The sequence below is a fragment of the Pseudomonas sp. PS02290 genome (genome assembly GCF_029960075.1).
In the GTDB taxonomy this organism is placed as follows: domain Bacteria; phylum Pseudomonadota; class Gammaproteobacteria; order Pseudomonadales; family Pseudomonadaceae; genus Aquipseudomonas.
In genome coordinates this window covers 22,254-48,438 of sequence record NZ_JASCOY010000038.1, presented here as the reverse complement: position 1 = coordinate 48,438, position 26,185 = coordinate 22,254, and the positions used below count along the sequence as shown (strand labels likewise).

25 protein-coding genes are annotated in these 26,185 nt (G+C 62.5%); 14 read left to right on the top strand and 11 right to left on the bottom strand.

The features are described from left to right. Positions 1-157 precede the first annotated feature (157 nt). The 9 genes from QMX88_RS17150 to QMX88_RS17110 all read right to left on the bottom strand — a co-directional run bounded on the left by QMX88_RS17150 (position 158) and on the right by QMX88_RS17110 (position 9,846). The gene (locus QMX88_RS17150) at positions 158-751 is read right to left on the bottom strand and encodes a peroxidase-related enzyme (RefSeq protein ID WP_282371394.1); all 594 of its coding nucleotides are present in this window, start codon (positions 749-751) and stop codon (positions 158-160) included. Then, complete coding sequence (locus QMX88_RS17145) at positions 751-1,272, bottom strand: CMD domain protein (protein WP_442969468.1); 522 nt, start codon at positions 1,270-1,272, stop codon at positions 751-753. The genes QMX88_RS17150 and QMX88_RS17145 overlap by 1 nt, the downstream gene beginning before the upstream one ends. 93 nt (positions 1,273-1,365) lie before the next feature. Then, positions 1,366-2,931 carry an ABC transporter substrate-binding protein gene (locus tag QMX88_RS17140; RefSeq protein WP_282371390.1) on the bottom strand — a complete coding sequence of 522 codons (1,566 nt, stop codon included), beginning with the start codon at positions 2,929-2,931 and terminating at the stop codon, positions 1,366-1,368. A 55-nt stretch (positions 2,932-2,986) separates the two neighbouring features. Next, a complete protein-coding gene (locus tag QMX88_RS17135) occupies positions 2,987-3,997 on the bottom strand; it encodes an ABC transporter ATP-binding protein (protein ID WP_282371388.1) in 1,011 nt (336 codons plus the stop codon). Next, on the bottom strand, positions 3,987-5,012 hold the full coding sequence (locus QMX88_RS17130) for an ABC transporter ATP-binding protein (RefSeq protein WP_282371386.1): 1,026 nt from the start codon (positions 5,010-5,012) through the stop codon (positions 3,987-3,989). Before QMX88_RS17130 ends, QMX88_RS17135 begins: the two co-directional genes overlap by 11 nt. After that, on the bottom strand, positions 5,009-5,929 hold the full coding sequence (locus QMX88_RS17125; RefSeq protein WP_282371384.1) for an ABC transporter permease: 921 nt from the start codon (positions 5,927-5,929) through the stop codon (positions 5,009-5,011). The genes QMX88_RS17130 and QMX88_RS17125 overlap by 4 nt, the downstream gene beginning before the upstream one ends. Then, positions 5,926-6,900 (bottom strand): ABC transporter permease, encoded by a 975-nt coding sequence (locus QMX88_RS17120; RefSeq protein WP_192172502.1) that lies wholly within the window; start codon positions 6,898-6,900, stop codon positions 5,926-5,928. The genes QMX88_RS17125 and QMX88_RS17120 overlap by 4 nt, the downstream gene beginning before the upstream one ends. Beyond that, a complete protein-coding gene (locus QMX88_RS17115; protein ID WP_282371383.1) occupies positions 6,897-8,357 on the bottom strand; it encodes an NAD(P)-binding domain-containing protein in 1,461 nt (486 codons plus the stop codon). The genes QMX88_RS17120 and QMX88_RS17115 overlap by 4 nt, the downstream gene beginning before the upstream one ends. 538 nt (positions 8,358-8,895) lie before the next feature. Then, positions 8,896-9,846: a LysR family transcriptional regulator gene (locus QMX88_RS17110; RefSeq protein WP_282371382.1), complete on the bottom strand. Its 951-nt coding sequence runs from the start codon at positions 9,844-9,846 to the stop codon at positions 8,896-8,898. Between the two features lie 294 nt (positions 9,847-10,140). Here QMX88_RS17110 and QMX88_RS17105 point away from each other — a divergent pair, with 294 nt between their 5' ends. The 11 genes from QMX88_RS17105 to QMX88_RS17055 all read left to right on the top strand — a co-directional run bounded on the left by QMX88_RS17105 (position 10,141) and on the right by QMX88_RS17055 (position 20,849). Next, entirely contained in the window at positions 10,141-11,496 is a 1,356-nt protein-coding gene (locus tag QMX88_RS17105) for an iron-containing redox enzyme family protein (RefSeq protein WP_282371379.1), read from the top strand. A gap of 41 nt (positions 11,497-11,537) precedes the next feature. Then, positions 11,538-12,479 (top strand): class I SAM-dependent methyltransferase, encoded by a 942-nt coding sequence (locus QMX88_RS17100; protein ID WP_282371401.1) that lies wholly within the window; start codon positions 11,538-11,540, stop codon positions 12,477-12,479. Beyond that, positions 12,479-12,793: a hypothetical protein gene (locus QMX88_RS17095; protein WP_282371399.1), complete on the top strand. Its 315-nt coding sequence runs from the start codon at positions 12,479-12,481 to the stop codon at positions 12,791-12,793. The genes QMX88_RS17100 and QMX88_RS17095 overlap by 1 nt, the downstream gene beginning before the upstream one ends. A gap of 138 nt (positions 12,794-12,931) precedes the next feature. Continuing rightward, entirely contained in the window at positions 12,932-13,447 is a 516-nt protein-coding gene (locus QMX88_RS17090) for a DUF4142 domain-containing protein (RefSeq protein WP_282371377.1), read from the top strand. Positions 13,448-13,581: 134 nt separating this feature from the next. Continuing rightward, positions 13,582-13,824 carry a hypothetical protein gene (locus tag QMX88_RS17085; RefSeq protein WP_192172498.1) on the top strand — a complete coding sequence of 81 codons (243 nt, stop codon included), beginning with the start codon at positions 13,582-13,584 and terminating at the stop codon, positions 13,822-13,824. A gap of 230 nt (positions 13,825-14,054) precedes the next feature. Continuing rightward, the gene (gene ligD, locus QMX88_RS17080) at positions 14,055-16,736 is read left to right on the top strand and encodes a DNA ligase D (protein WP_282371374.1); all 2,682 of its coding nucleotides are present in this window, start codon (positions 14,055-14,057) and stop codon (positions 16,734-16,736) included. 303 nt (positions 16,737-17,039) lie between these two features. Next, complete coding sequence (locus QMX88_RS17075) at positions 17,040-18,281, top strand: zinc-dependent alcohol dehydrogenase (RefSeq protein WP_192172496.1); 1,242 nt, start codon at positions 17,040-17,042, stop codon at positions 18,279-18,281. Positions 18,282-18,306: 25 nt separating this feature from the next. Then, positions 18,307-18,525 (top strand): PLD nuclease N-terminal domain-containing protein, encoded by a 219-nt coding sequence (locus QMX88_RS17070; RefSeq protein ID WP_282371371.1) that lies wholly within the window; start codon positions 18,307-18,309, stop codon positions 18,523-18,525. 292 nt (positions 18,526-18,817) lie between these two features. Further along, a complete protein-coding gene (locus QMX88_RS17065) occupies positions 18,818-19,582 on the top strand; it encodes a hypothetical protein (protein ID WP_282371369.1) in 765 nt (254 codons plus the stop codon). Beyond that, positions 19,582-20,013 (top strand): phage holin family protein, encoded by a 432-nt coding sequence (locus tag QMX88_RS17060; RefSeq protein ID WP_282371367.1) that lies wholly within the window; start codon positions 19,582-19,584, stop codon positions 20,011-20,013. The genes QMX88_RS17065 and QMX88_RS17060 overlap by 1 nt, the downstream gene beginning before the upstream one ends. After that, a complete protein-coding gene (locus QMX88_RS17055) occupies positions 20,010-20,849 on the top strand; it encodes a DUF3618 domain-containing protein (protein WP_192172492.1) in 840 nt (279 codons plus the stop codon). Before QMX88_RS17060 ends, QMX88_RS17055 begins: the two co-directional genes overlap by 4 nt. 87 nt (positions 20,850-20,936) lie before the next feature. On the opposite strand, the gene QMX88_RS17050 is transcribed toward QMX88_RS17055, so the two are convergent. Next, positions 20,937-21,794: an SDR family oxidoreductase gene (locus QMX88_RS17050; protein WP_282371365.1), complete on the bottom strand. Its 858-nt coding sequence runs from the start codon at positions 21,792-21,794 to the stop codon at positions 20,937-20,939. Between the two features lie 443 nt (positions 21,795-22,237). Here QMX88_RS17050 and QMX88_RS17045 point away from each other — a divergent pair, with 443 nt between their 5' ends. Both QMX88_RS17045 and QMX88_RS17040 read left to right on the top strand, forming a co-directional pair. Continuing rightward, complete coding sequence (locus tag QMX88_RS17045; protein WP_282371363.1) at positions 22,238-22,618, top strand: RidA family protein; 381 nt, start codon at positions 22,238-22,240, stop codon at positions 22,616-22,618. A 122-nt stretch (positions 22,619-22,740) separates the two neighbouring features. Then, positions 22,741-24,735, top strand: a complete 1,995-nt coding sequence (locus tag QMX88_RS17040; RefSeq protein WP_192172489.1) for a peptidase U32 family protein — start codon at positions 22,741-22,743, stop codon at positions 24,733-24,735. 67 nt (positions 24,736-24,802) lie between these two features. Here QMX88_RS17040 and QMX88_RS17035 read toward each other — a convergent pair whose 3' ends face one another. After that, positions 24,803-25,132 carry a hypothetical protein gene (locus QMX88_RS17035; protein ID WP_192172488.1) on the bottom strand — a complete coding sequence of 110 codons (330 nt, stop codon included), beginning with the start codon at positions 25,130-25,132 and terminating at the stop codon, positions 24,803-24,805. 286 nt (positions 25,133-25,418) lie between these two features. Here QMX88_RS17035 and pcsA point away from each other — a divergent pair, with 286 nt between their 5' ends. Then, positions 25,419-26,138: a phosphatidylcholine synthase gene (pcsA, locus tag QMX88_RS17030; protein ID WP_192172487.1), complete on the top strand. Its 720-nt coding sequence runs from the start codon at positions 25,419-25,421 to the stop codon at positions 26,136-26,138. Positions 26,139-26,185 lie beyond the last annotated feature (47 nt).

Sequence of the window (26,185 nt, the reverse complement as noted above, 5' to 3'; positions counted from 1 at the left end):
GGAGTGAGCTTGCTCACGAAGAGGCCGGGACATTCAGTGAATCTTCAGCGGTTGGAACGGCGCCTTCGTGAGCAAGCTCACTCCCACAGGTGCTGTGTTTGCTGCAAGAAAGCGTCGGGGCAGCACTACATCTCACGCTAAACGTTATATGAATCCATCAGGCCTGATCCGCTGGAAACACCGGCTCCCCCAGATTCAGCATCAGGCGGTTGGCCCAGGCGAAAATCGAGATGGCGTGTATCAGGTCCAGTACCTGCCCATCGTCCAGGCCCTGTTCGCGCAACGCCTTGATGTGGGTGGCATCGATGGAGGCCGGGGCCAGTGTCAGGTCTATCGCAAAGCGCACGATGGCTTTTTCCCGTGCGTTGGTGCCCGCGGTGGCAGGGTCGGCGAAGACCTCGCGGATCACGTCGTTGCGCTTGGCCAACTGCTCAAACCGCTGGGCATGCACCGAGGCGCAGTACACGCAGCGGTTGACGCACGAAACCACGGTGCTCGCCAGTTCACGCTCGGCTCGGGACAGCCCGCCCGGGGCGTACATGATGGCGTTGAAGGCCTGGGAACGCTGGCGAAGAATGTCCGGGTGATGGCCCAGGGTCAGGTAATAGTCCGAGGTCTTCGCCTGGGGATGGCTCTCTTCGAGCACCGCGATCTGCTCGGGGGTGGCGCTGTTCAGATCAACCGTCGGCAGCCAGGCCTTCCAGCCCAGTACCTCGTTGGTGAATCCATTGTCGCGAATCGGCTCACTCATCACGCTTCTCCAGCAGAAAGCAGTGCACCCAGCCCTGCGGCCAGACGCACCTGATAGGACATGAACGCGACCAGCTGCGCCAGCACGACGATTTCCTCAGTGCTCAGCCCGACATTGTGCAGCGCCTGCAACGCCGCCTGATCGCCATGCACTGGCGACTCGATCAATGTGCGGGTGAATTCCAGAATGCCGCGCAATCGAGGGTCGCTCAGCTCATCCAGCGAACCGGAATCAACACTGGCCACGCTCAACGCGTCCACACGCTGGGCGTGCAACTGCGCCAGATAGTGCGCGGCCAGCGTTGGGTGCGGGGTCAGATGGGCGGCGTAATAGGCCACCCACAGGCGTTCGGTCAGCGACAGATTGCCCGGCAGTTCAGGGGCAAAAAACAAATCCTGACTGCCCTGGGTGGCGGAGGCGACCTTGTCGCGGGCATGGCGAGCGGTGTGAAGCGTCGAGCCCGGCTGAATACCGAGCAGACCATCAAGCACATCGGGCTCAGTGCCCGGCACAGTGTCCAGCGGGTGAGAGGCGTTCAATGACATGACGTTTCCTGACAGTAAGTGGGACGTCGTCCCCGCCGCGCACCTGCGTCGCCGCGGGGACATGCAGAATCAAGGTTGCTCGGTGACCATGGTCGCGGCGGTGCGGTCGCTCACCAGCGGCTCGACCTTCAGGCCCTTACGCGCCGCCCAGATGTTCTGGTAGTGGAACAGCGGGATGATGCCGACGTCGTCGCTGACCACCTTCACTGCATCCTCGAGAATCTGCCGGCGCTTGGCTTCGTCGAATTCGGCGGTTGAATCGACCAGGGCCTTGTCCACCAGCGGGTTGCTGTAATGACCCCAGTTCGAAGCGCCCTGCCCCTTGCTGCTGTCGACGGTGGTGAGAATGTTGGTCAGCGCGTAGGCCGCTTCGCCGGTGCCGTTGCCCCAGGCGATGACACTGACTGCCAGTTCATTCTTGTTGGCCTTGCCGGCATACACCGCCCACGGCAGCACTTCGAGCTGCACCTTGACGCCGATCCGCGACCAGAACTGCGCCACCGCCTGCATCGCTTCCGGCGCCTGCGGGTAACGGTCGCCCGGCACGTGCACGGTCAACTGAAAGCCTTCGGGAAAGCCGGCCTGGGCCAGCAGCTCTTTGGCCTGCTTGACGTCGTAGGGGATGTTTTTCACCTGCGGGTTGTAGCCGAAGGTGTTGGCCGGCATCCATTGATTGGCCTCGGTCACGGTGCCTTGCATGATGCGTTCGTCGATGGCCTGGCGGTTGATCGCCAGGGACAGCGCCTTGCGCACGCGTACGTCACGCAGCGGGTTCTCTGCCAGTGGCTTGCCGGCGTTGTCGCGGATGAACTCGTTGGGCCCTTCGCGGAAACTCGGCTGAATGATCAGCGCACGCAGGCCCTGATAGGCAAACACGTTGACGCTCGGGGTTTTGCGCAACCGCTCGACGTCCGTCGGCGAAACCTTGTCGATCACGTCGACGTCGCCGGCCAGCAGCGCGGCCGTGCGGTTGGCAGCGTTGGCGATAAAGCGGAAATCGACCTTGTCCCAGGTCGGCTTGCCGCCCCAGTAACTGTCGTTGCGCGCGAAGATCGTCCGGTCACCCGGCACGTAGGAGACGAAGCGATACGGCCCGGTGCCGATCATCGCCTTGCCGGCGTTGTAATCGGCACTGCTGGCGTTCGCCCCGGCATGGCGGCTGACGATGTAGATCGAGTCGACGTCAGGCAGCAGATTGGCGTTCGGCGTGCGGGTTTTGATGATCAGCGTGTGGGCGTCCTTCGCGCTGACCGACTCGACCGTGCGCATGGCGCCGGCGTACGAGGCGACGCTGCCGGGCACGTTGCGCGCGCGCTCGAAGGAGAACACGAAATCATCGGCGGTCAGCGGCGTGCCGTCCTGCCATTTGACGTCATCGCGCAGGTCGAACTGCCAGGTGGTCGGGTCCACGACTTTCCAGCTCTTGGCCAGGCCCGGCAGGGTTTTGTCATCGTGGCGATTGACCAGGGATTCGAAGGCGTGCAGCGCCACCGAGCGGTCGCCGGCGTAGTTGTTCAGTTGCGGGTCGAGGGACGAAACCGGGTCGGCGTAACCGATCCGCAGATCCTGGGCCGACACACCGCCGGCGGCCAGCAGCAGTGCCGTGGCGATCAATGAGCGAACACGTGGTTGCATGGGAGATTCCTTGTACGCAATGGCTGGGATTCAGGACGCGCTTCGAGGGGCGCGCTCATGACAGATCGTTGAGGTGACACGCACTCAGGTGGTTCGGCGAAACCTCCCTCAGGGCCGGAACTTCCTCGCGGCAGCGCGCCGTGGCATGCGGGCAGCGAGGGTGGAAATGACACCCGACGGGCGGGTTCAGCGGGCTGGGGATTTCCCCTTTGATCGCGTCATAACGCGTACTGCGCACATCGAAACGCGGGATCTGCGCCAACAACGCCTGGGTGTAGGGGTGATTGGCGCGGGCGAACAGGTCATCGACCGAGGCGCTTTCCACCACCCGGCCGAGGTACATGACCACCACGCGATCGCACAGGTGCTCGACCACGCCCAGGTCATGGCTGATGAACAGATAGGTCAGCCCCAGTTCGTCGCGCAGGTCCATGAACAGGTTGAGGATCTGCGCCTGAATCGACACGTCCAGCGCGGCCACTGACTCGTCGCACACCAGCAACTCAGGCTGCACCGCCAGCGCCCGGGCGATGCCGATGCGCTGGCGCTGGCCGCCGCTGAACTGGTGCGGATAACGCTGGCGCAGTTGCGGGCTGAGCCCGGCGCGCTGCAGTTGCGCGCTGACGTAATCGTCGAAACCGGCCTTATCAGTCAGACCGTGCAACAGCGCGCCCTCGCCGACGATGCGGTCCACCCGCAGGCGCGGGTTCAGGCTCGACGACGGGTCCTGGAAAATCATCTGCACTTTCAAACGTACGGCGTGGCGCTCTTGCGGGGTCAGGCTGTCCCGCGCCTGACCGTCCACCAGCGCGGTGCCCGACGACACCGGCAACAGCCCCGCGACCATGCGACCGAGGGTGGACTTGCCGCAGCCGGACTCGCCAACCAGCCCCACCACTTCGCCGCGCTGAATGCGCAGATCCACCTTGTCGACGGCGTGGGTCACCGGCCGTGGACGGGTAACGTGCAGGCGTTGCAGCAGACGCTGAATGGAGCTGTCCGCCGCAGTGCCGAAGGTTTTACTGACCTGGCGCAGCTCGATGAGCGGGGTGGATTCACTGCGCATCGGCGGCTCCGGGATGAAAACAACGGACGGTCTGGCCCGGCGCAATCTCGCGCTCGGCCGGTTCTTGAGCGCAGACCGACGAGGCGCGCGAGCAGCGCGCGGCAAAGGCGCAACCGGTCGGCATCGACAACAGGTCCGGGGCCATACCGGGGATCTGCCGCAGGCGCTGGCCGCGCTTGTTGCGGCTCGGCAGGCTGTCGATCAGGCCCTGGGTGTAAGGGTGTTGCGGACGGTCGAGCACATCGGCCACCGAACCCTGCTCGACGATGCGCCCGGCGTACATCACCGCCACGTCATCGGCCAGGCCGGCGACCACCGACAGGTCATGGGTGATCCAGATCAGCGAGGTGCCCTGCTCGCGCACCAGCTTCTGCACCTCGCTGAGGATCTGCGCCTGAATGGTCACGTCCAGCGCCGTGGTCGGCTCGTCGGCGATGATCAGATCCGGCGAATGCAGCAGGGCAATGGCAATCGCCACCCGCTGGCGCATGCCGCCGGACAACTGATGGGGGTAGGCACGCAGGCGTTCTTCCGGGCTGGGAATGCCCATCAGCGCCAGGGTTCGACCGGCATGGGCGCGGGCTTCGCGTTTGCTGACGGTACGATGGGCACGCACGGCCTCGATCATTTGCGTGTCAACGCGGAGCACCGGGTTGAGGGTCATCATCGGGTCCTGAAAGATCATGGCGATGCGGTTGCCCTGCAATTCCCGCAAGCCGGCTGCGCTGAGCTGGGTCAGGTCGCGCCCCTTGAAGAGCACTTGACCGCCGCTGATCCGGCCGGGCCCATCGACCAGACCAAGGATGGAAAAGCCGGTCACCGACTTGCCCGAACCGGACTCCCCCACCAGACCGAGAATCCGGCCGGGCGCGACCCGCAAGGACACGTCGCGCACTGCCGGCAACACGCCCGCGCGGGTGTAGAACGAGGTGCACAGATTGCGCACCTCCAGTGTTGGCGTTTGTGCGGGCGCTTGTGTGGACATGGCCGCCGCATTGCGTTCAGGCAGGCTCATCGCAGCAACCTCGGGTTGAGGACGTCACGCAGACGGTCGCCCACCAGATTGATCGCGACGATGGTGATCAACAGCGCCATGCCGGGAAACAGGCTGATCCAGTACTCGTTGCTGAGCATGTATTGAAAGCCGTTGGCTATCAGCAACCCCAGTGAAGGCTCAGTGACCGGCACGCCCAGACCGAGGAACGACAGGGTCGCTTCCAGGGTGATCGCCCGGGCAATCTGCAGCGCGCCGATGACAATCAACGGCGGCAGGCAGTTGGGCAGAATGTGGCCGACGACAATGCGCCACGGTCCGATGCCCTGGCCGCGGGCGGCATCCACGTATTCGCGGCGGCTTTCGGTCAGGGCCTGACCCCGCGCCGTGCGGGCGTAATACGCCCATTCCAGCAGGATCAGCGTGAGCATGACGTTGCCGACGCCCTTGCCCAGCCACGCCAGAATCATCAGCGCCATGAGAATCACCGGGAACGACAGCAGCAGGTCGACCAGGCGCATCAGCAAGGCGTCGAGCCAGCCGCCGACGTAAGCCGAGACCAATCCGACGAGGGTGCCGATGACTGCCGCGATCAGCGCCGAACCGATGCCGACCCACAAACTGATGCGCAGCCCGTACAGGATCGCCGAGACCAGATCGCGGCCCTGGCCGTCGGTGCCCAGCCAATAGGTGTAACCGCTGTCCATATTGGCGCTGCCGGGTGCGAGCCGCGCATCCAGCACGTTCAGTTGCATGAGGTCGTAGGGGTTTTGCACCACGATCCACGGCGCCAGCACCGCCACCAGCACGATCAGCACAAGCACCAGCAAGCCAACGACGGCAGTGGGCGAACTGATGAATTCGACGGCGACCCGGCGCCAGGGTGATTGCGCCTGCAGGCCAACGTGGGACGGGACCGGTTTGGAAGCGGCGTTCATCGCGAGCCCTCCACACGAACCCGAGGATCGAGCAGGTAATACAGGCCATCGACGATCAGGTTAAGCACCACGAATATCACCACCACGACCATCAGATAAGCCACCACCACCGGGCGATCGAGCATGTTGATGCTGTCCAGAATCAGCTTGCCGGCACCAGGCCAGGAAAAAATGCTCTCGGTGACTACGGCGTAGGCGATGGTTGAGCCCAGTTCCATGGCCAGCACCGTCACCACCGGAATCATGGTGTTGCGCATGACGTGCATGCACATCACCCGCATCGGCGAGAGGCCTTTGGCCCGGGCGAATTTGACGAACTCCTGGGGCAGCACTTCGCGCACACCGGCGCGGGTCAGACGCAGCACCAGCGAGATTTTGAACAGCGCCAGGTTCAACGCCGGCAGCAGCAGGTGTTGCAGGCCGTCGAGGGTCAGCCACGACCATTGCACGCCAAACAGCTCGCGGGTTTCGCCTCGGCCACTGGCCGGCAGCCAGCCGAGCTTGATGGAGAACAGCATGATCATCATCAGCGCGACCCAGAACGCCGGCAGCGAGAAGCCGACGATGCTGGCGGCCATCATCATTCGCGACAGCGGGTGATCCGGGTAGGTACCGGCAAACATGCCCAGGGGCACGCCGATTACCACGGCGAGAAACAACGCGCAGAACGCCAGTTCGAAGGTCGCCGGCAAGCGCTGCAGAATCAGGCGCATGGCGTCCTCGTGGTAGACGAAGCTCTGGCCGAGATTGCCGTGCACCGCGCCCTTGATAAAAATCAGGTACTGCTCCCACAGCGGCTTGTCGAGACCGAGGTGGGCGATGGCTTGCAAGCGCTCGGCCTGATTGAGGTCTTCGCCCACCAGAATGTCCATCGGGTTGCCGATGGCGTTGAGGCCGACGAACACCACCAGCGTCATCAGCAACACGACCAGAAAGGACTGAGTCAGTCGCCGCAGCGTCCAGCCGATCATCGAAGCAACTCGTCGGCGGTCGGTTGTCCGGCCACCCACTCGTCACCGAACAGCTCGGGTTCGGCGTAGTTGCGCATGGCGTCGAAGTGCAGCTCGACGTCCTCGACGAACAGCTGGCCGATCAGCGCTTGGGCCAGCCGCTTGGCGCCTTCGCTGATGGCCGGGATGTCGCCGGACACCGCGCCGAAGCTCAACGCTGCCGGGTAACTGAAGCAGTGAATATGGTCCAGGCCCGCACAGGCGCCGGGGGTCTTTTCCTGAAACTCGAAGCACGTGCCCAGATCGGGCAGCTCCGCCAGCTCGGCGTCGCTCTCCCCTGCGGGCGGCTGAAAGCGGTCGCGCCAGACACGGACGTGGGAGGCAAAGGGTGCGAATTCCGGGCGCTGCTGAAAGTGGGTGCGGAAACCGGTGGCGAACACCACAAAGTCGGCCTCGATGCGTGAGGTCGGGGTGTTCAGCCACACGCCGCCGGCCGGGTTCTGCGCGACGGAGGTGACTGGACTGTTGAGCAGAAACCGTGCACGGCCCGAGCCAGACACGCGCAAGGTGCTCCCGCGCGGCGGCGGCACCTGCTGAGTGTTGAGGTAATTGCGGATGCGCCACTTCCAGGCATCCGGCAGACGCCAGTAGCCGTGGGTCATGCCCGGGTTGCCAGCGCCTTTGCCCTTGTTGATGCGCGGCAATTCGGCACGGCGGATCAGCAGGTCCACCTTGCTCGCGCCCGATTCGAGGGCGGTAGCGGCGCTGTCCATGGCCGATGCACCGCCGCCAATCACGGCCACGCGCTTGCCCTCGAACCACTCAGGCTGAAGGCCATCAGCCGAATGGGCCCAGAGATGGCGCGCCAGGGTGTGGGCGAAATCGGGGACCCACGGCCCGCCAAGGCCGTCCCGTCCGGTGGCCAGAACCACGTGACGGGCGCGCAAATGCAGGGTGTGCCCGGCGGTTTCGACGTCCAGCTCGACCAGCCCGTCGGCACGGGGCGCCACATGGCTGACCCGGTGTTCGTTGCGTACGTCCAGCGTCAGGACCTTGCGGTACCAGCGCAGGTATTCAGCCCATTGCAGACGCGGAATCTTGTCCAGCGCCGCCCAGCCTTCGCTGCCGAACTGCGCCTCGTACCACGCGCGGAACGTCAACGCCGGCAAGCCCAGGGCCGGGCCGGTAAGTTGTTTGGGCGAGCGCAGGGTTTCCATGCGCGCGGTGGTCGCCCACGGACCTTCGAAACCGGCTGGCGCCTGATCGAACACCACTGCCGCCACGCCTGCATGCTTGAGCTCCGCCGCCAGTGCCAGGCCGGCCATGCCGCCGCCGATGATCGCGACGTCCAGCACCGGCGCGCCTTCGCTGAATACGGGCTTGACCCATGGGCTGGCTGGCAGATCGAGCAAGGTCAGGTCCCGGCGCAGACGGCTTTCCAGTGCGGCAAGACCTGAGGGAATCAGCGTGTCAGACATCGGGAGTACTCGGGAGTCGATCGGGTGATGCTTGATGTTGAATTCAAGAAACGTTCCAAAACTGTCGGATAATGAATTCATGGATGCTTTGAATGCTTAATCCGAATACTAAAAGCCGCTCCTTATTCTCGCAACGCGCAAAAAAGCATATGGATATAGCTAAACGTAGGATGAGTGTCAGCTATGCACCCTTCCCGGCTAAAGCCGGTCCCACTAGGGTTTTGCGTCGCTGCAGATTGATGCGCCGAGCGCGGAATTGTGGGACCGGCTTCAGCCGGGAAGAGGCCAGTGCATCCGATACATCTATAGCGCCAATGACGGCCCCTTCCCGGCTAAAGCAGGTCCCACTAGGGTTTTGCATCGCTGCAAATTGATGCGCCGAACGCGGAATTGCGGGACCGGCTTCAGCCGGGAAGAGGCCAGTGAATCCGATACATCTATAGCGCCAACAACGCACCCTTCCCGGCTAAAGCCAATCCCAAAAAAAGCCTTCCAGCCGCCGCACCTGGGGCGCGGCCGAGATTCCCCTGTGGCTCATCTATTCCGCATAAATGCTCTGCAGCAGCGCATCGTGTGCACTGGCCTCGTGCATGAGCATGTCGGGCAGCAGTTGTCTGGCCGAGCGGGCGATTTCCTCGATCAGTGCCTGGGCAACATCCGACAGCGGGTGGGCAAACGCGGAAATCAGGCCGAAGAAGAAGGGAATGTTGCAAGCGATGGGCCGCACCACCACACCTTCCACCGGAACACCCATCGCGGTAAACGGGTCCACCAGCGCGATGCCCAGCCCGGCCCGGGCCATCTGCATGGCGATCAGCGAGGTATTGGTGTCGAGCATGCGCGGCGTTCCACCTCCTGCATCGGCAAAGGCCTTGTCGATGCGTCGGCGAAAGCGGTAGGGGTTGGCCATAGTCACCAGCGTTTGCTGAGACAGCAGCTCCATCGACAACACGTCATGTCGCGCCAGTTCGGAATCCGCTCGAAGCACAGCCATACAGGGCGCTTCGCCGATCCAGTGGATGTCCAGGCCGCGATGCTCCAGCGGCAGGCTGACCGCGCCCAGGTCCATGGTCTTGGATAACACCGCCTGAACCACGTTCTCCGGCGACATGCTTTGCAGTTGCACCTGCTGCGGCCGCAGATGCTCGGGCAAACGCGCCAGTGCAGCGGGGAGCAGCCCCGCCGCCAGCGCTGAAATCGCCACCAGTTTGATCTGATGGTTTTCCTCCTGGGCGATATGCGCCGCGCGCTGGCGAATGTTGCGGATGCCCAGCAGCGCGCTCTCCACCTCGCCGTACATCATGAACGCCTTGTGGGTCGGCGTGACTTTCGGGCCGCTGCGCTCGAACAACGCGAACCCCAGTTCCTGCTCCAGCTCCTGAATGACCCGCGTGACCGAAGGCTGCGAGCGGCCCAGCATCTTGCCAGCGGCGGTGACACTCCCTGCGGACATCACCGCCGCAAATGCTTCCAGTTGACGCAGATCCATAAACAGAGCCTTACCACGGGGTTAATGAAGACAGCGCGCAACCAGCGAGGCAGCGGGTTCGCGAGTGGCCGAAGTCTACACGGTGAGGCGAAAACAGCGCGAGGTCGTCTACCCGACCCTCGGCGCGTGTGCCCGTCCTTGTACGATCCTGCATCCAGTGATCGTCATTTGAGTACAGATCCCGGCCATTCATCCGCCACGGGTGTCGATCATCGACTGCCCTGCAACTCGATGGAATTTTCGCGAACCGCCTCCCTCTGAACCTACATATCAAGAAAAGTCAGCAGGCTACCCATGACCTCTTTACAGCTTCTTTCCGAGCGTTCTGCCACGGCGCACTTATCCAACGGCGCCCACCACTCGCTGTACTCCCGTCTGCTGCGCGGACAGGTGGAAGCCGAGCGGGACAACGCCCGTGATTTTCTTGAGGAGCAGCTGGAAATCGCGAAGACGCTGCCATCCAACCTGCCTGCTGACCTGAATGATCTGTCGGCATGGGTGGCCAATAACAGTCATTCAGTGGCCGAGCAATATCGCGTCTATCTCGAGGAACGCCGCGCCGGCGGGCCCCGCAAGTTCTTCACCAACAAAGCCCACGCCCTGTTCTTCCTGCAAAGCGTTGCACCGAGCAAGCTGGTGGACGGCGCCTGGCTGTACGGCACGGTGAAGCATGCCAATGACTGGCGCTACCACGGCCTGATCCGTACTTACCTCGAAGAGCTGGGCGACGGTGAGCCTGCACTGAACCACGTGGTGCTGTACCGCAACCTGCTCACCGAACACGACTGCGCACCCATCGCGCAGCTGGACGACTCGTTGTATTTGCAGGGCGCCATTCAACTGGGTCTCGGCCACTTGAGCGATGAGTTTTTGCCAGAAGTGCTGGGCTACAACCTCGGCTACGAACAACTGCCGCTGCACCTGCTGATCACCGCCTTCGAACTGAGTGAGCTGGGCATCGACCCGTATTACTTCACCCTGCACGTGACCATCGACAACGCCAGCTCGGGCCACGCCCACAAGGCGGTACAGGCCGTACTGGATCTGTTGCCGAACGACGACAGCAAGGGTGAATTTCTTCAGCGTCTGCGCGCAGGCTACCTGCTCAACGATCTGGGCATTGGTTCGACCGACATCGTCCGCGCGTTCGATCTGGAAGAAGAAGTGGTTTCCATGCTGGAGACCAAAAGCACCTTCGGCCAGCACATGCATTCGGACTATTGCCGCCTCGAAGGTCGCACGATCAATGACTGGCTCGCCACTCCTGGCCAGAGCCGTCAGTTGCTGAGTGCGCTGGAAGATCGCGGCTGGATCAAGCGCAATCAAGACCCGCAGGACAGCCGCTTCTGGCAATTGATCGACGGCCCCGGCGCGGTGATGTTCGGCGTGTTCAGCGGTTATGAAATGCAACTGCTGAAGGACTGGATCGCCGGTGACTGGCAGGCCTCCGAGCAGAGCAACCCGTTCCGCACTCGCTTTCGTCGCCGCCACGTGGCCGCCAACGACGTCGCACAGCCGCGCAACGCACCTTCCCTGCCCCTGGAGAAACTGGTTGAGCTGATCGCTCCCGATTCCCATCCAACGCCGGAAGGTCTGGCAGCCACCCGAATCTATGCCCGCCAGTTGGCGCAAGGAAGCCTGACACGATGAACCAGCAGACATTGCTCGAGCCGACACTCGATATCCCGGAAATGACCGACGAACGCCACGACCTGGCGCTGCTGCAGTTGGGTCAACGCCTTCAGGCTGATACCTATCGTTTCATGACGGTCACACCGTTGACCCATCAGCGCGTTAACGGACGTGAGCAGAACCGTAAAGCCCGTAGCCTGCGCGACGTTTTCGGCTGGAGCCGCCCTTTCGAAACCGGCCTGCTGGACGAAGCCGAGCTCGAAACCTTGCTTGCCGCCGGTGTACTCCGTGCCCATGCCGGCCTGTGGGTCAGCGACGTGCGTTGGTCGAGCCTCGACGATTTGCTGTTCGTCCACTCCGCCTTCCCCACCGTGGCCCACGATTCGGTGTTCTTCGGACCCGACACCTATCGCTTCGCCCAAGCCATCGAGGAGCATTTGCGCACCTCGACGCACCCGATCCGCACCGCCGTCGACATCGGCTGCGGCAGTGGCGTCGGCGCGATCTTGATCGGCCGTGCCCGTCGGGACGCCAGCGTGCTGGCCGTGGACATTAACCCCACTGCGTTGCGCTTTACCGCGGTCAACGCGTCGCTGGCCAAGGCCGATAACGTAGTCGCCTACCACAGCGACATTCTGGCGGGCACCACGGGCGAGTTTGACTTGATCGTCGCCAACCCGCCTTACATGAAAGACAGTCAGGAACGCGCCTACCGCCATGGTGGCGATCAGCTCGGTTCGGAGCTTTCGGTGCGCATTCTGGCCCAAGCCATCGAGCGACTGGCCCCGGGCGGCAGCGTCTTGTTGTACACCGGCGCTCCCTCGGTGGACGGCGTTGACCTCTTCCTTGAGCAGGCGCGCAAGCTTGTCGACCGTCCTGACCTCGCCTGCTCCTATCGCGAGATGGACCCTGACGTGTTCGGTGAAGAACTGGAAACCGAGACCTATCAGGACGCTGACCGCATTGCCGCCGTGGTGCTGACGGTGACGCGGATCCAGTGATCTATCCGACCACGCCGGATGGCCGCTATTTCGTGGTCAAGGGCCAACTGTGGCGCTGCAGCAACCCGGGCCTTGGCGAAGAAGAGCGGCAGCAGTGGGTCAACGCGCTGATGAAGGCCCGCCAAGCGGTCAAAGCCGCCAAACGCGCCGATGATGCAGACGCGCTCAAGGCGGCCCGTGCTTCGGTCAACGCGGCGAAGATTGCACTGGGTGAGCGCGGTCCGGTGTGGTGGTCGGACGGTGCAGCAGATTTCAATCGCTACAAAGCGATGAATACGCCCTATCGGAACTGGTTCGAGTCACTGCAACAGTGAGCTGCGGCTGACGCCAGACTTGCAACACTTGACCTGACAGCGGCGCGTTATCAAATTCTCTGAACGATTAACGCGTTCATTGCGTCGGAATAAGTACGGGCACTCAAGCCACGTCAAGGACAGAAGAGGAACTTCACTATGGCAAATCTTATTCAGACTTCCGCACTCGCATTGTTGATGGCCATCGGTAGCCAAGGCGCTTTCGCTGCCCAAGACAATGACGACTTCGTTGAAGATGCATCCGCCAAAGGTGTGGCTGAAGTCGAAGCTGGCAAACTCGCGCTGGAAAAAGGCAGTTCTGCGGATGTAAAAGCGTTCGCAAAAATGATGGTTGATGACCACACCGCCGCCAACGCTAAACTGAAAGGCATCGCTGACACCAAGAAGCTGGAAGTCTCCGACAACGCCATGCTGATGGACAAAGCGAAAGCGATGATCCTGGAATTGCGCAGCTCCAAGTCGTTCGATCAGGCGTATGCGAACAACCAGGTGGTTGCCCACGAACAAACCATTGAGCTGTTCAAGAAAGAAGCCGCTGAAGGTAAGGACGCTGATCTGAAAGCGTTCGCGACGGCGACTCTGCCTAAGCTGGAAGAGCACCTGACCCACGCCAAGGCCCTGGCCAAAGCACATGGCGGTGACGCTGCCAAATAATTCGGACGGTGCCTGTTAAAGGCTAATTCGAACATTTAGTTGAGAGAGGCAGGGTTTAGAGACCCTGCCTTTTTCATATCTGTCAGAGTGTCTTCATGGGACATACGCCCGCCCCTTAGTACGTGAGGCCCGACATGAGCAATGCAACCCGCAATCAAATGGCTGTTGTCCTCAACCAACTCAACGAACTTCGCGGCAGCGTGAACGAACTGTTCCGCCTTGAGCTGTCCGAAGTCACCGAGCTGACCGGGCACCAGACGGTGGACGACAAGCAGAGCATCGCCCAGTGCTTCGCCACGCTGGAGGCCTCCATCGTCGACATGGAGCAGACCCTGGCGATGCTGGCCGAAGCGACCGAGCAGCGTGGGGCTGTTTGACCTGCTCCGCTATCGTGATCTTGCAGTGTCTGGGCCGACGCCTTCCCGGCTGAAGCCGGTCCCACAATGGAAACGCGATCCTTTAGTGGGACCGGCTTTAGCCGGGAAGAGGCCCGTCCAGGCGCCATCATGTTTGCGGGTGTAGGGAGACGATCGCTCCCACTCTGGAACTCCGCCCTCGCCGCGAACTCTGCGTTTAACAGACACATGCCGCAGGGTGAGGGATTTCCATGAGCGCCGGACTGGAAGAATACAACCGCAAGCGAGATTTCGACGCCACGCCGGAGCCCTCAGGCAGCGCGAAGAAAAAACGCGCTTCGAGCAAAAAGGCCGCCCATGCTCTGCAGTTCTGCATCCAGAAGCATGACGCCTCCCGCCTGCATTACGACTTCCGCCTCGAGATCGATGGCACACTGAAAAGCTGGGCCGTGCCCAAGGGCCCTTCGCTGGACCCCAAAGCCAAGCGCCTGGCGGTCCATGTGGAAGACCACCCCGTCGAATACGCCACCTTCGAGGGCAGCATTCCCGAAGGGCATTACGGTGCAGGCGACGTCATCGTCTGGGACCGCGGCGTGTGGACGCCCCTCTCCGACCCCGCCGACGCCTACGCCAAGGGCAAACTCAAATTTGAATTGCAGGGCGAGAAGCTCGGCGGCGTGTGGAACCTGGTCAAGACGCACATTCCCGGCAGGCAGGAACAATGGTTTCTGATCAAGCATCAGGACGAATTCGCCCGCCCGGAAACCGACTACGACGTGGTCAAGGCGCTGCCCGACAGCGTGCTCAGCGAGCGCACCCTGATCCCGAAAAAACGTGGCGGCAAGTCGACCGCGTCCAGGTCGGCAAAGCCCCGGCCTGAACAGCCGAAGCCCGTAGAGAAGGTCCCTGCCCCCCGCAAGAAATCCGCCAAGGCGCAGCTGGTGGGCGCTGAACCTGCAGAGCTCCCGGACCTCATCAAGCCGGAACTGGCCACGCTGGTGGAGTCCGCCCCCGAAGGCGAATGGCGCTACGAGATCAAATTCGATGGCTACCGGGTCATGGCGCGGGTCGCCGACGGCAAGGTGCAGCTGTTCACCCGCAACGGCCATGACTGGACCCATAAACTGCCGCGCCAGGCCGAAGCCATCGCCGGGCTGGGCCTTGAGTCGGCCTGGCTCGACGGCGAGATGGTCGTCGCCAACGACGACGGCGTGCCTGACTTCCAGGCCCTGCAGAACGCCTTCGAGGCCGGCCGCAGCGGCAACATCATTTATTACCTGTTCGACATGCCTTTCCTGAACGGCATGGACCTGCGGGAAGTGCCGGTGGAGCAGCGACGCACCGCGCTGTCCAAGGTGCTCGAACGCACCGACGACGAGGTGCTCAGGTACTCCGAAGACTTCGCCGAAGTGCCGGAAGTCCTGCTTAACAGCGCCTGCCAGATGAAGATGGAAGGCCTGATCGGCAAGCGCGCCGGCAGCCCCTACGTGTCACGCCGCAGCGGCGACTGGATCAAGCTCAAGTGCAAACGCCGGCAGGAATTCATCGTCGTGGGCTACACCGATCCGAAGGGCGCGCGCAGCAAATTCGGCGCGTTGCTGCTGGGTCTGCACGATGCCGACAGCGGTGAATTGAAGTACGCCGGCAAGGTGGGCACCGGTTTCAACGAAGCGACATTGGGCACGATCTACGACCAGTTGACCCCGCTCCACGGGAAGAAGGCTGCGGTGGTCAATCCGCCCACCGGCTTTGAAGCCAAAGGCGTGCACTGGCTGAAACCGGTGCTGCTGGCTGAAGTGGCCTTCGCCGAGATCACCAAAGAGGGATCGGTGCGGCACGCAGTGTTCCATGGCCTGCGCACCGACAAGCCTGCCGAATCGATCACCGAAGAGCTTCCGGCTCCGGCAGTTTCTGCCGAGCAAACCTCCGAGCCAGAGTCGGAGCCAGAAGAGCCAGAAGAGAAGCCAAAGCCAGCGCGCAAACGCGCAACAGCATCCAGGGCGGCCAAGTCCGAAGAAAGCCGGCCTGGATCAGCAGCCCCAACCGACGCCACAACGGGCAAGATCCGCCTGACCCACCCCGAGCGGGTGATCGACCCTACCAGCGGCGCGACCAAGCGTGACCTCGCCGATTACTACATCCGTATTTCCGAGTGGCTCCTGCCGCAACTGGCCCAACGCCCCGTGGCGCTGGTGCGTGCGCCCGAGGGCATCGGCGGCGAGCTGTTCTTCCAGAAAAACGCCGACCGCCTGGCCATCCCCGGCATCGAGACCATGGGCAAGGAATACACCGGCCACCCCGTGATGCTGATCAACAACATCGAGGCGCTGATCGGTGCGGTGCAGATGAGCGCCATGGAGCTGCACACCTGGAACGCCGTTGCCAAGAATCTGGAGCGGCCGGACCGTTTCATTCTCGACCTCGACCCTGACCCGGCGCTGCCATGGAAAACCATGGTGGAAGCCACGCAACTGACCCTCGCCGTGCTGGATGAACTGGGGCTCAAATCGTGTCTGAAAACCAGCGGCGGCAAGGGCATTCATGTGGTCGTGCCGCTGACGCCGAAAGCCGACTGGGACGCCGTGAAGGAGTTCAGCCATGCCATCGTCAAGCACATCGCCAGGCTGCTGCCGGAGCGGTTTTCGGCGGTGTCGGGCCCGAAGAACCGGATTGGCAAGATCTTCATCGATTACCTGCGCAACGGCCTCGGCGCCACCACCATTTGCGCCTACTCGGTGCGCACCCGGGAAGGCCTGCCGGTGTCGGTGCCGATCCATCGCGAAGAGCTGCCGGAGATCAAAGGCGCCAACGCCTGGGACATCAACACCGTCCACCAACGCCTTGCCGAACTCGACAGCGACCCGTGGGCGGACCTGAGTAAAACCAAGCAGACCATCACGGCGGAGATGCGCAAGCGGGTTGGCCTCAAATAGCCCCGCCGTGCGCACGCCGTTGTGAGGCCGCGATCCCATAGTGGGACCGCGTGCTCATCGTAGGACCGGCTTTAGCCGGGAAGGCGTCAGCAAACACACTGCAGAATTGATGGCGCACACACCGGCCTCTTCCCGGCTAAAGCCGGTCCCACCAAAGCACCGCGTTTCACCAGCGGGACCGTGATCACATAGTAGCCCCGCACGCACCGCTAATCCCCCCGACACTGCAAAGTCCTGAACTAAACCCCTCGCCGCCTGCTCCGCTACTTAGTTGCCCCTAATTAATCGCGGAGAAAAATCACAATGAGAGCACTTACCTACCACGGCGCCCATGACGTCAAAGTCGACACCGTTGCCGATCCGGTCCTCGAACAAGCTGACGACATCATCCTGCGCGTGACCGCCACGGCCATCTGCGGCTCCGATTTGCACCTGTATCGCGGCAAAATTCCCACCGTTGAACACGGCGATATCTTCGGCCACGAATTCATGGGCATCGTTGAAGACACCGGCTCCGCCGTAACCGCCGTGCAGCGCGGCGACCGGGTCGTGATCCCCTTCGTCATTGCCTGCGGCGAATGCTTCTTCTGCAACCTGGACCTGTACGCCGCCTGCGAAACCACCAACACCGGTCGCGGCGCAATCATGAACAAGAAGGCCATTCCACCGGGGGCGGCGCTGTTTGGCTTCAGCCACTTGTACGGCGGCATCCCCGGCGGCCAGGCCGAATACGTGCGCGTGCCCAAAGCCAACACCGGCCCGTTCAAGGTCCCCGGCACGCTGTCGGACGAGAAAGTGCTGTTCCTCTCCGACATCCTGCCCACCGGTTATCAGGCGGTCCTGAACACCGGCATCGGCCAGGGTTCGAGCATCGCCATCTACGGCGCAGGACCCGTAGGGCTGATGGCGGCGGCCGTGGCCCGGATGCTCGGTGCCGATCAGATTTTCATGGTCGACCACCACGCTTACCGGCTGGCATACGCCCAGGCGACCTACGGCGTGATCCCGATCAACTTCGATGAAGATGACGATCCGGCCGACACCATCATTCGTCAGACCAAGGGCATGCGCGGCGTCGACGGCGTGGTCGATGCGGTGGGTTTCGAAGCCAAAGGCAGCACCACCGAAACCATTCTGACCAACCTGAAAATGGAAGGCAGCAGCGGCAAGGCCTTGCGCCAGTGCATCGCAGCAGTACGCCGTGGCGGCGTGGTCAGCGTGCCGGGTGTGTACGCCGGCTTCATCCACGGCTTCCTGTTCGGCGATGCGTTTGACAAGGGTCTGACCTTCAAAATGGGCCAGACCCACGTGCAACGCTACCTGCCGGAACTGCTCGAGCACATTGAGGCCGGCCGCCTTGCCCCCGAGGCGATCATCAGCCACCGAATGTCGCTGGAGCAGGCCGCCGAAGGCTACAAGATTTTCGACAAGAAACAGGAAGACTGCCGCAAGGTCATCCTGACACCGGGCAGCCCTGAAATCCCTCTGACCGAAACCGAAACCGTGACCCAAACCGGAACCGTCACCGGCATCCCCGCCATGTGATGGCACGCGCACCGAGGACAATGATATGGAAACGCTCTTCTCGATCGCCCTGGCGGTGATCATCCTTCTGGTCGACGTATGGGCCATCGCCAGTGTCTGGCGCAGCACCAAGTCGTCCGGCACCAAGATCGGTTGGGCGGTGCTGATCTTCATCTTCCCTGTCATCGGTGTCGCCATCTGGGGCATCGCCGGCCCGCGAGGTATCGTCGAAGCACCCACGTCCAAGGCGCACAGCAAGGGCTGAGACAGGCCCGTTTTACGGCGCGCGGTCGCAATAACCGCGCGCCGATGCTGCCCTCACCTTCCCCTCGTTTGAATCAATTCACGCCCGAACAGATCGATCATGGCCCCGCCTTTCCAGCGTTCGGATCAACTGCTCGACCGTCCGTCTTCGACCCCGAACTCCCGCTTCCCTAGGCCCCTCCACCCTTACACAGCGTGCAGATTCGCTGCCGCGTGAGATGGCCAGGTGCGCCCGTCCCTGAGTGTGCCTTTGCCCCGAATGATGTCCCGATTGATTTGAGGATGATGATCAAATGCCTACATTCAGCGAAGACACCGCAGGCGCCCAAGCGCGCCCCGCGTCTCCCGGCGAGGCGCTGCACACTCTGCAAGATAATGCGAAAGACCTGCTCGGCACGGCCCGCGAGCACGGCACCGAGCAGTTCGGCAGTTACCGCGACAGCGCCGCCGAGCAGATCGAAAACCTGGCCAAAACAGCGAGCGCTGCGGCTGAAGAGCTACAGGACAAGGACACCCTGGGCATCTCCCACTACATCAGCGACATCGCCGAGAGCCTGAGCGCGTTTGCGACCAGCATGCGCGGCAAAAGCGCCGAGGAGATGCTGCACCAGGCCGGCCGTCTGGCGCGGGAAAACCCTGCGCTGTTCGTGACGGGCAGTGTCGCGGTGGGCTTCGGGCTGTCGCGGTTCCTGCGCGCCAGCAGTCCGGACCTTAACGCCTCAACCTCGTCCCCATCGTCATCCGCCCCTGACTCGCCGCAATATCCCTCGGGCGACAGCGAGAGCGGCTTCAAGGCAGGCCAGAACGAAGGCCTGAGCGCTCGTCACCCGTACGAAGCGGATACCTCCCGAGGAGTGCCGATCCAGACGCCGGACCCACTGGCCCCGCGCAACCCCACCGCCCAGGGCGCAGCCACCACGGATCTCGACGACGGTGGCGGCATTCAGCAATCGGGCGCCGAACTGGGCAGCTTCAACGCAGACCCCGGCACCGCGTCGAGCCCTGCGCACACGTCAATGCCCGCGCCTGACAAGCCTGCGTCCCGGGGAGAATTCTGATGTCGATCAATTCTGAACTTCCCCCACGCAGCACCGGCATCCACAACAGCGACACCGACACATCGGCGCTCGGCATCATCCGCCAACTGGCCCACGAAGTCCCTGCGCTGATCAGCGAAGAACTCGCGCTGGCCAAAGCCGAAATCCGCACCTCGGTCGCCACGGCCAAAGCCGCGTCTGCCGCCCTCGCCGGGGGCATGGTCATCATGCTGGCGGGATTGGTGATCCTCCTGCTGGCCGCCGTCTATGGGCTGGCGATGGTCCTCGTTCCCTGGCTGGCCGCGCTGATCGTCGGCGTGGTGGCGATGATCGTCGGCTTCCTGATGGTGCAATCCGGCAAGAAACACCTTGAAGCCACCCAACTGGCCCCTGAGCGCACGATGAACTCGCTCAGCAAGGACAAAGAAGCCATTCAGAGGAAAGTCTCATGAGCGTCGACAGCAGCTTTGCCACCGAAGATGAACTGAACCGCGACATCCCCGATCCGCTGCTGGCGAAAAGCCCGGACGCTATCGAGCGCAACATCGATGCGCGCAGGGCCAACATCGAAAACCTGGTCGACGCCCTGGAAAGCAAACTGTCGCCCGGCCAACTGATCGATCAGGCACTGACGTTCACTAAGGAAAACGGCGGCGAGTTTTTCGGCAACCTCGGCACCTCGATCAGGAACAACCCGATGCCGATGCTGCTCACCACCGTGGGCATTTCCTGGTTGATGCTTGGGCAGAATCAAAAGCCCGGCGCCGCGTCCGGCGGCAGCGGCGCTTCGATGTTCGGCCAGTGGGGCGAGAAGCTCAGCGGTGCAGCCCACAGCGTGAGCGAATCATTCAGCGGCGCGACGGATCACGCACGGGAATCGGCGCATCAGGCCAGCGACAAGGTCGGGCAGTTCGGGGAATCCGCCAGTCACACGCTGGACGATCTGAAGCAGCAGGCCAGCGAAAAGACGGCAGCGATGAAAGACACGCTGTCGTCCACTGCGGGCAATGCCCAGGAAGCGCTGCTGCGTCAGAGCCGAAATGTACAGGGCACCTTCCAGTACCTGCTGCGCGAACAGCCGTTGGCGCTCGCCGCCATGGGCATCGCGCTGGGGGCGGCCCTGGGTGCTGCGCTGCCGAGCACCGAGAAAGAAAACAAGGCGTTCGGCAAGGCCAGCGACAACCTCACCCAGAAAGCCAGGGCGACGGTAAGCGAGACATGGGAGACAGTGTCCGACGCGGGTAAGAACATGGCCGATGATCTGAAGAGCACCGCCAAGGGGGTCTGACAACGCAGGGTACGCAGGACGAAAAAAAGGGGCTGCGTTGGCAGCCCCTTTTCTTTGGACGGTGTTAAGCATCGATGGAGAAGAGGTCTACAGGATCGGCTTGCCGCCGGTCACGCCATAACGTGTCCCCGAGATGTAACTGCCTTCGTCGGAGCCCAGCAGTACATAGATCGGCGAGACTTCAACTGGCTGACCCGGCCGCCCAAGTGGGGTTTCTTCGCCGAAGCTTTTCACGTCTTCGTCGGTCATGGTCGACACGATCAACGGCGTCCAGATCGGGCCGGGCGCGACGCTGTTCACGCGAATGCCGCGTTCGCCCAGCAACTGCGCCAGGCCGGCGGTGAAGTTGGCGATGGCGCCTTTGGTGGCGGCGTAGGGCAGCAGCGTCGGCTTCGGCGAATCGGAATTGACCGAGCTGGTGTTGATGATCGAACTGCCCGCGGCCATGTGGGGCACTGCGGCCTTGCAGATGCGAAACATCGCGGTAATGTTGATATCGAAGGTCTTCACCCACTCCTCGTCGGGGATTTCTTCGAGGGTTTCGTGGGACATCTGAAAGGCAGCGTTATTGACCAGCACGTCGATGCGGCCGAATTTCTTCACCGTCTCGTCGACAATCGCCAGGCACTGGGCCCTCTCGGCCAGATCGCCCGGCAGCAGCAGGCACTGACGGCCCGCCTCCTCCACCCAGCGTGCGGTTTCCTTGGCGTCTTCGTGCTCGTCGAGGTACGAAATCGCCACGTCGGCGCCTTCGCGAGCGTAGGCAATCGCCACTGCGCGACCGATGCCGCTGTCACCGCCAGTGATCAGCGCAATTTTGTTGCTCATGCGGCCCGAGCCCTTGTAGCTAGTCTCGCCGCAATCCGGGTATGGCTCCATTCGGCTCTGATCGCCGGGCACTGTTTGCTGCTGAGGCTTGAACGGCGGTTTCGGGTAATCAGTCATGGGGCTCTCCTTGAAATAGTCCAACGCAAACGGTCAGCGTCAAAAGTGGACTGAAGGCGCGAGGGATGAGTTCGGAGTTTTTTAAAACGGCCTTGCCAGGCGGTTTCATCGAGTACCGATGCGATGTCGATTCTTTCCACATCCGCAACACTGAATTGCTAAATGTTAGCTAGCTAACGGAATCGACCGCTGCTACTTTCAATCACGTTGAATCCGCCGATTTGACAACCCCCCCGGAGCCGCCTTCGCGTCAGAGATAACGTGAGGGCGCCTCGCTTTTTTGTGCCGGCCCCTGGCACATCGGTATCAGGAATTGATCGCAAGCCAGGCCCACATGGCCCGCCGAAACACTGTCAGGCCTCCCCTTTCCCTTCCGAGTCGGACATCATGAGCGTCGGCCGTTTCCTGGCCCGTCATCCACACACTCGTAGAAGAGAGCTCCCATGGCAAACCACGACATCACCTTCACCCCGGATCCCGACGCCGATTCCATCTCCTCGGACGTCGCCGGCTTCGGTGGTCTGCTGGTGTCCACGCAGATCCCCACGCGCGCTGACGGCAGCCTGGAACTGGGCAGTATCGCTGAACAGAGTGAACGCACGCTGCAGGCGCTGAAAGTGGCGCTGGAGCGGGCCGGCAGTTCCATGGACCGCGTGTTGCACCTGACCATCTACCTCACCGACATGGCCGATCGCGCCGCTTTCAACGACGTCTATAAGCGCTTTTTCGCCAAACCCTGGCCGGTGCGCGCGGCGGTTGGCGTCGCTGCGTTGGCCGTCGAAGGCATGCGCGTGGAAGTCACGGCGATGGCCGCCAAGGCCTGATCCCGCGGGTTTTCCGGCGCCCCGCTCAACAGGCAGGCGCCACCGGGCAGCAGACGGGTGCCGGTCAAGCGTTTCGCCGCTACAATGCGCGCCTTGACCGTGACCGTGCCGACTAAAAAAATATGTCTCTGCCCAAACATCACCTGGAATTGCTCAGCCCCGCCCGCGACGTGGCCATTGCCCGCGAGGCCATTCTGCATGGCGCTGACGCGATTTACATCGGCGGCCCCAGCTTCGGCGCGCGCCACAATGCGGCCAACGACGTCAGCGAAATCGCCCAACTGGTCGAGTTCGCCCGCCGTTACCACGCCCGCGTCTTCACCACCATCAACACCATTCTTCACGACAACGAGCTGGAGCCGGCGCGCAAGCTGATCCATCAGCTCTACGACGCAGGCGTCGACGCGCTGATCGTGCAGGACCTCGGCGTGATGGAGCTGGACATTCCGCCCATCGAGCTGCATGCCAGCACCCAGACCGACATCCGCACGCTGGAGCGCGCCCGCTTCCTCGATCAGGCCGGCTTCTCGCAGCTGGTGCTGGCCCGTGAGCTGAACCTGCAAGAGATCCGCGCCATCGCCGACGAAACCGATGCCGCCATCGAATTCTTCATTCACGGCGCCTTGTGTGTGGCCTTCTCCGGTCAGTGCAACATCTCCCACGCGCAGACCGGCCGCAGTGCCAACCGGGGTGACTGCTCCCAGGCCTGCCGTCTGCCCTACACGTTGAAAGACGATCAGGGTCGCGTCGTCGCCTACGAAAAACACCTGCTGTCGATGAAAGACAACAACCAGAGCGCCAACCTGCGCGCACTGGTGGATGCGGGCGTGCGTTCGTTCAAGATCGAAGGCCGCTACAAGGACATGGGCTACGTGAAGAACATCACGGCCTATTACCGCCAGCGTCTGGACGAGATTCTGGAAGATCGCCCGGACCTGGCCCGCGCCTCCAGCGGCCGCACCGCGCACTTCTTCCTGCCGGACCCGGACAAGACCTTCCACCGGGGCAGCACCGACTACTTCGTCACCGACCGCAAGATCGACATCGGCGCGTTCGACTCTCCGACCTTCACCGGCCTGCTGGTCGGCGTGGTCGAGAAAGTCGGCAAGCGTGATTTGCAGGTGGTCACCCATGAGCCGCTGTCCAACGGTGACGGCCTCAACGTGCTGGTCAAGCGCGAAGTGGTGGGTTTCCGCGCCAACATCGCCGAGCCCAAAGGCGAGTTCGAAGAAGACGGCAAAAAGCGCTATCGCTACCGCGTCGAGCCGAACGAGATGCCGAAGGGCCTGCAACTGCGGCCGAACCATCCCCTCAGCCGCAACCTCGATCACAACTGGCAGCAAGCGCTGCAAAAGACCTCGGCCGAGCGCCGCATTGGTTTGTCATGGGTGGCGCGTCTGCGTGAAGAGCGTCTGGAACTGGTCGCCACCAGCGAAGAAGGCATCAGCGCCCGCGTCGAGCTGAACGGCCCGTTTGGCGTTGCCAACAAACCGGAGCAGGCACTGGAGCAGCTGCACGATCTGCTCGGCCAGCTCGGCACCACTGAATACCACGCGACCGCGATCGAGCTGGACGCGCCCCAGGCGTTCTTCATTCCGAACTCGCAACTCAAGGCCCTGCGCCGTGAGGTCATCGAGAGCTTGACCGCCGCTCGCGTCCAGGCGCACCCCCGCGGTGCCCGCAAGCCGGAAACCTCGCCGCCGCCGGTTTACCCTGAGGCGCACCTGTCGTTTCTGGCCAACGTCTACAACGAGAAGGCGCGGCACTTCTATCACCGTCACGGCGTGCAGTTGATCGACGCCGCGTACGAGGCCCACGAAGAGAAAGGCGAAGTGCCGGTGATGATCACCAAACACTGCCTGCGCTTCTCCTTCAACCTGTGTCCGAAGCAGGCCAAGGGCGTAACCGGCGTGCGCACCAAGGTGGCGCCGATGCAGCTGGTGCATGGCGATGAAGTGCTGACGTTGAAGTTCGACTGCAAGCCGTGCGAGATGCACGTGATCGGCAAGATCAAGGGCCACATTCTGGGTCTGCCGCATCCGGGCAGCGGCGTGCAGGTGGTGGGACATATCAGCCCCGCTGATCTGCTGAAGACCATCCCGCGCGCACCCCACTGATCCGGGCCTGTTGCGCTAACCGCGCTGCACCTTTCGGAATGGAGCTTCCGTGATGCAGCGCGGTGAGTCAGCGGCGTGCGACTTCGTGCTTGATGCAGCCTTCGTAATACACCTGTTTGACGCTTTCCGGCCGCAGCCTTGAAGGACTGTCGTAGGTCTGTTCGGTGATGCCCAGTGCGCTCATGCGCATCCACTGCTGGGCGAAGTGCTGGGCCTGCATCTTCTTGCGTGCGCCGTACAGCGTCAGGCCGGAGAGTTTGTATTGCTGAGCGGTGCCCGCCATCCCGGCGCCCCAGGTGCAGAGGTCGCGTTCGTTCTTGCTCGGAGGGCGCGCAAAGGCTTGGGAAGTCACCGTTGCGAGAACGCAGAAGGTCAGTAGAGCCCTGAGAAATGACATGCGATTCCTTGCCTAAGTGACTGATCAGGCGTGGATTCTGACGACAGCGCCCCTGCACGGGGGCCAGCATATTGCCTTCTTTCTCGGCCAGCCGACCAATGACACCCGCGCCGCCATGTCTCAGGGCTCCGCGTCACATTTGAGTAACGAAAGCCTGCGCCGCCTGCTACCGTGTAGGGGTTACGTATGAACCTTATCGGCCGATCCCCGGTCGATAGATGCACCTCTGGTTCCGTCGACCGCTGCTGTACCCGACCGAACCCGCTTATTTCCAGAAGGACCGTCCATGATTCCAATTCAACGCATCGCCTGGCTCAAGGCCTGGGGCGCCCATGGTTTTACCGCCACGGGCGTGGTGCTCGCCTTTCTCGCGACCATTGCTCTGTTCGACAATCAACCCAAGGCGTGCCTGCTCTGGCTGGGCTTCGCTCTGATTGTCGATGGCGTGGACGGCTCCCTGGCGCGCAAGCTCAACGTGCAGTCGGTCCTGCCGCACTTCGACGGCTCCGTGCTGGACCTGGTGATCGATTACCTGACCTACGTATTCATCCCCGCCCTGTTCATCTACCGCTACATCCCGCTGCCGGAATACACCCTGCTGCTGACCACCTCGATCATTCTGGTGTCGTCGCTGTTCTGTTTCTGCAATGTCGAGATGAAGAGCAAGGACAACTACTTTCAGGGCTTCCCCGCCGCCTGGAACGTCGTCGCCCTGTGCGTGTACATCCTTTCCCCTGCGCCGTGGCTGACGTTCATCACGGTGATCTGCCTGGCGCTGCTGACCGTCACACGCATGAAGTTCCTGCACCCGTTCCGCGTTCGCCGCTTTATGCCGCTCAACATCGCGGTCACGGCCGTGTGGTTCTTGTGCAGCTTCCTGCTGGTGATGAACCACCCCTACAATGGGTCGGTGACGCTGTTCGTGTGGCTGGCGATGTCGGCGTACTTCCTGGGGATCTGCATCTGGCGCACGTCCATGGAATGGATCGACAAAGCTCGCGTCTGATTCTTCCGACGGCTTTCTTCAACGCACAAAAAAGCAGCGCTCTTCGG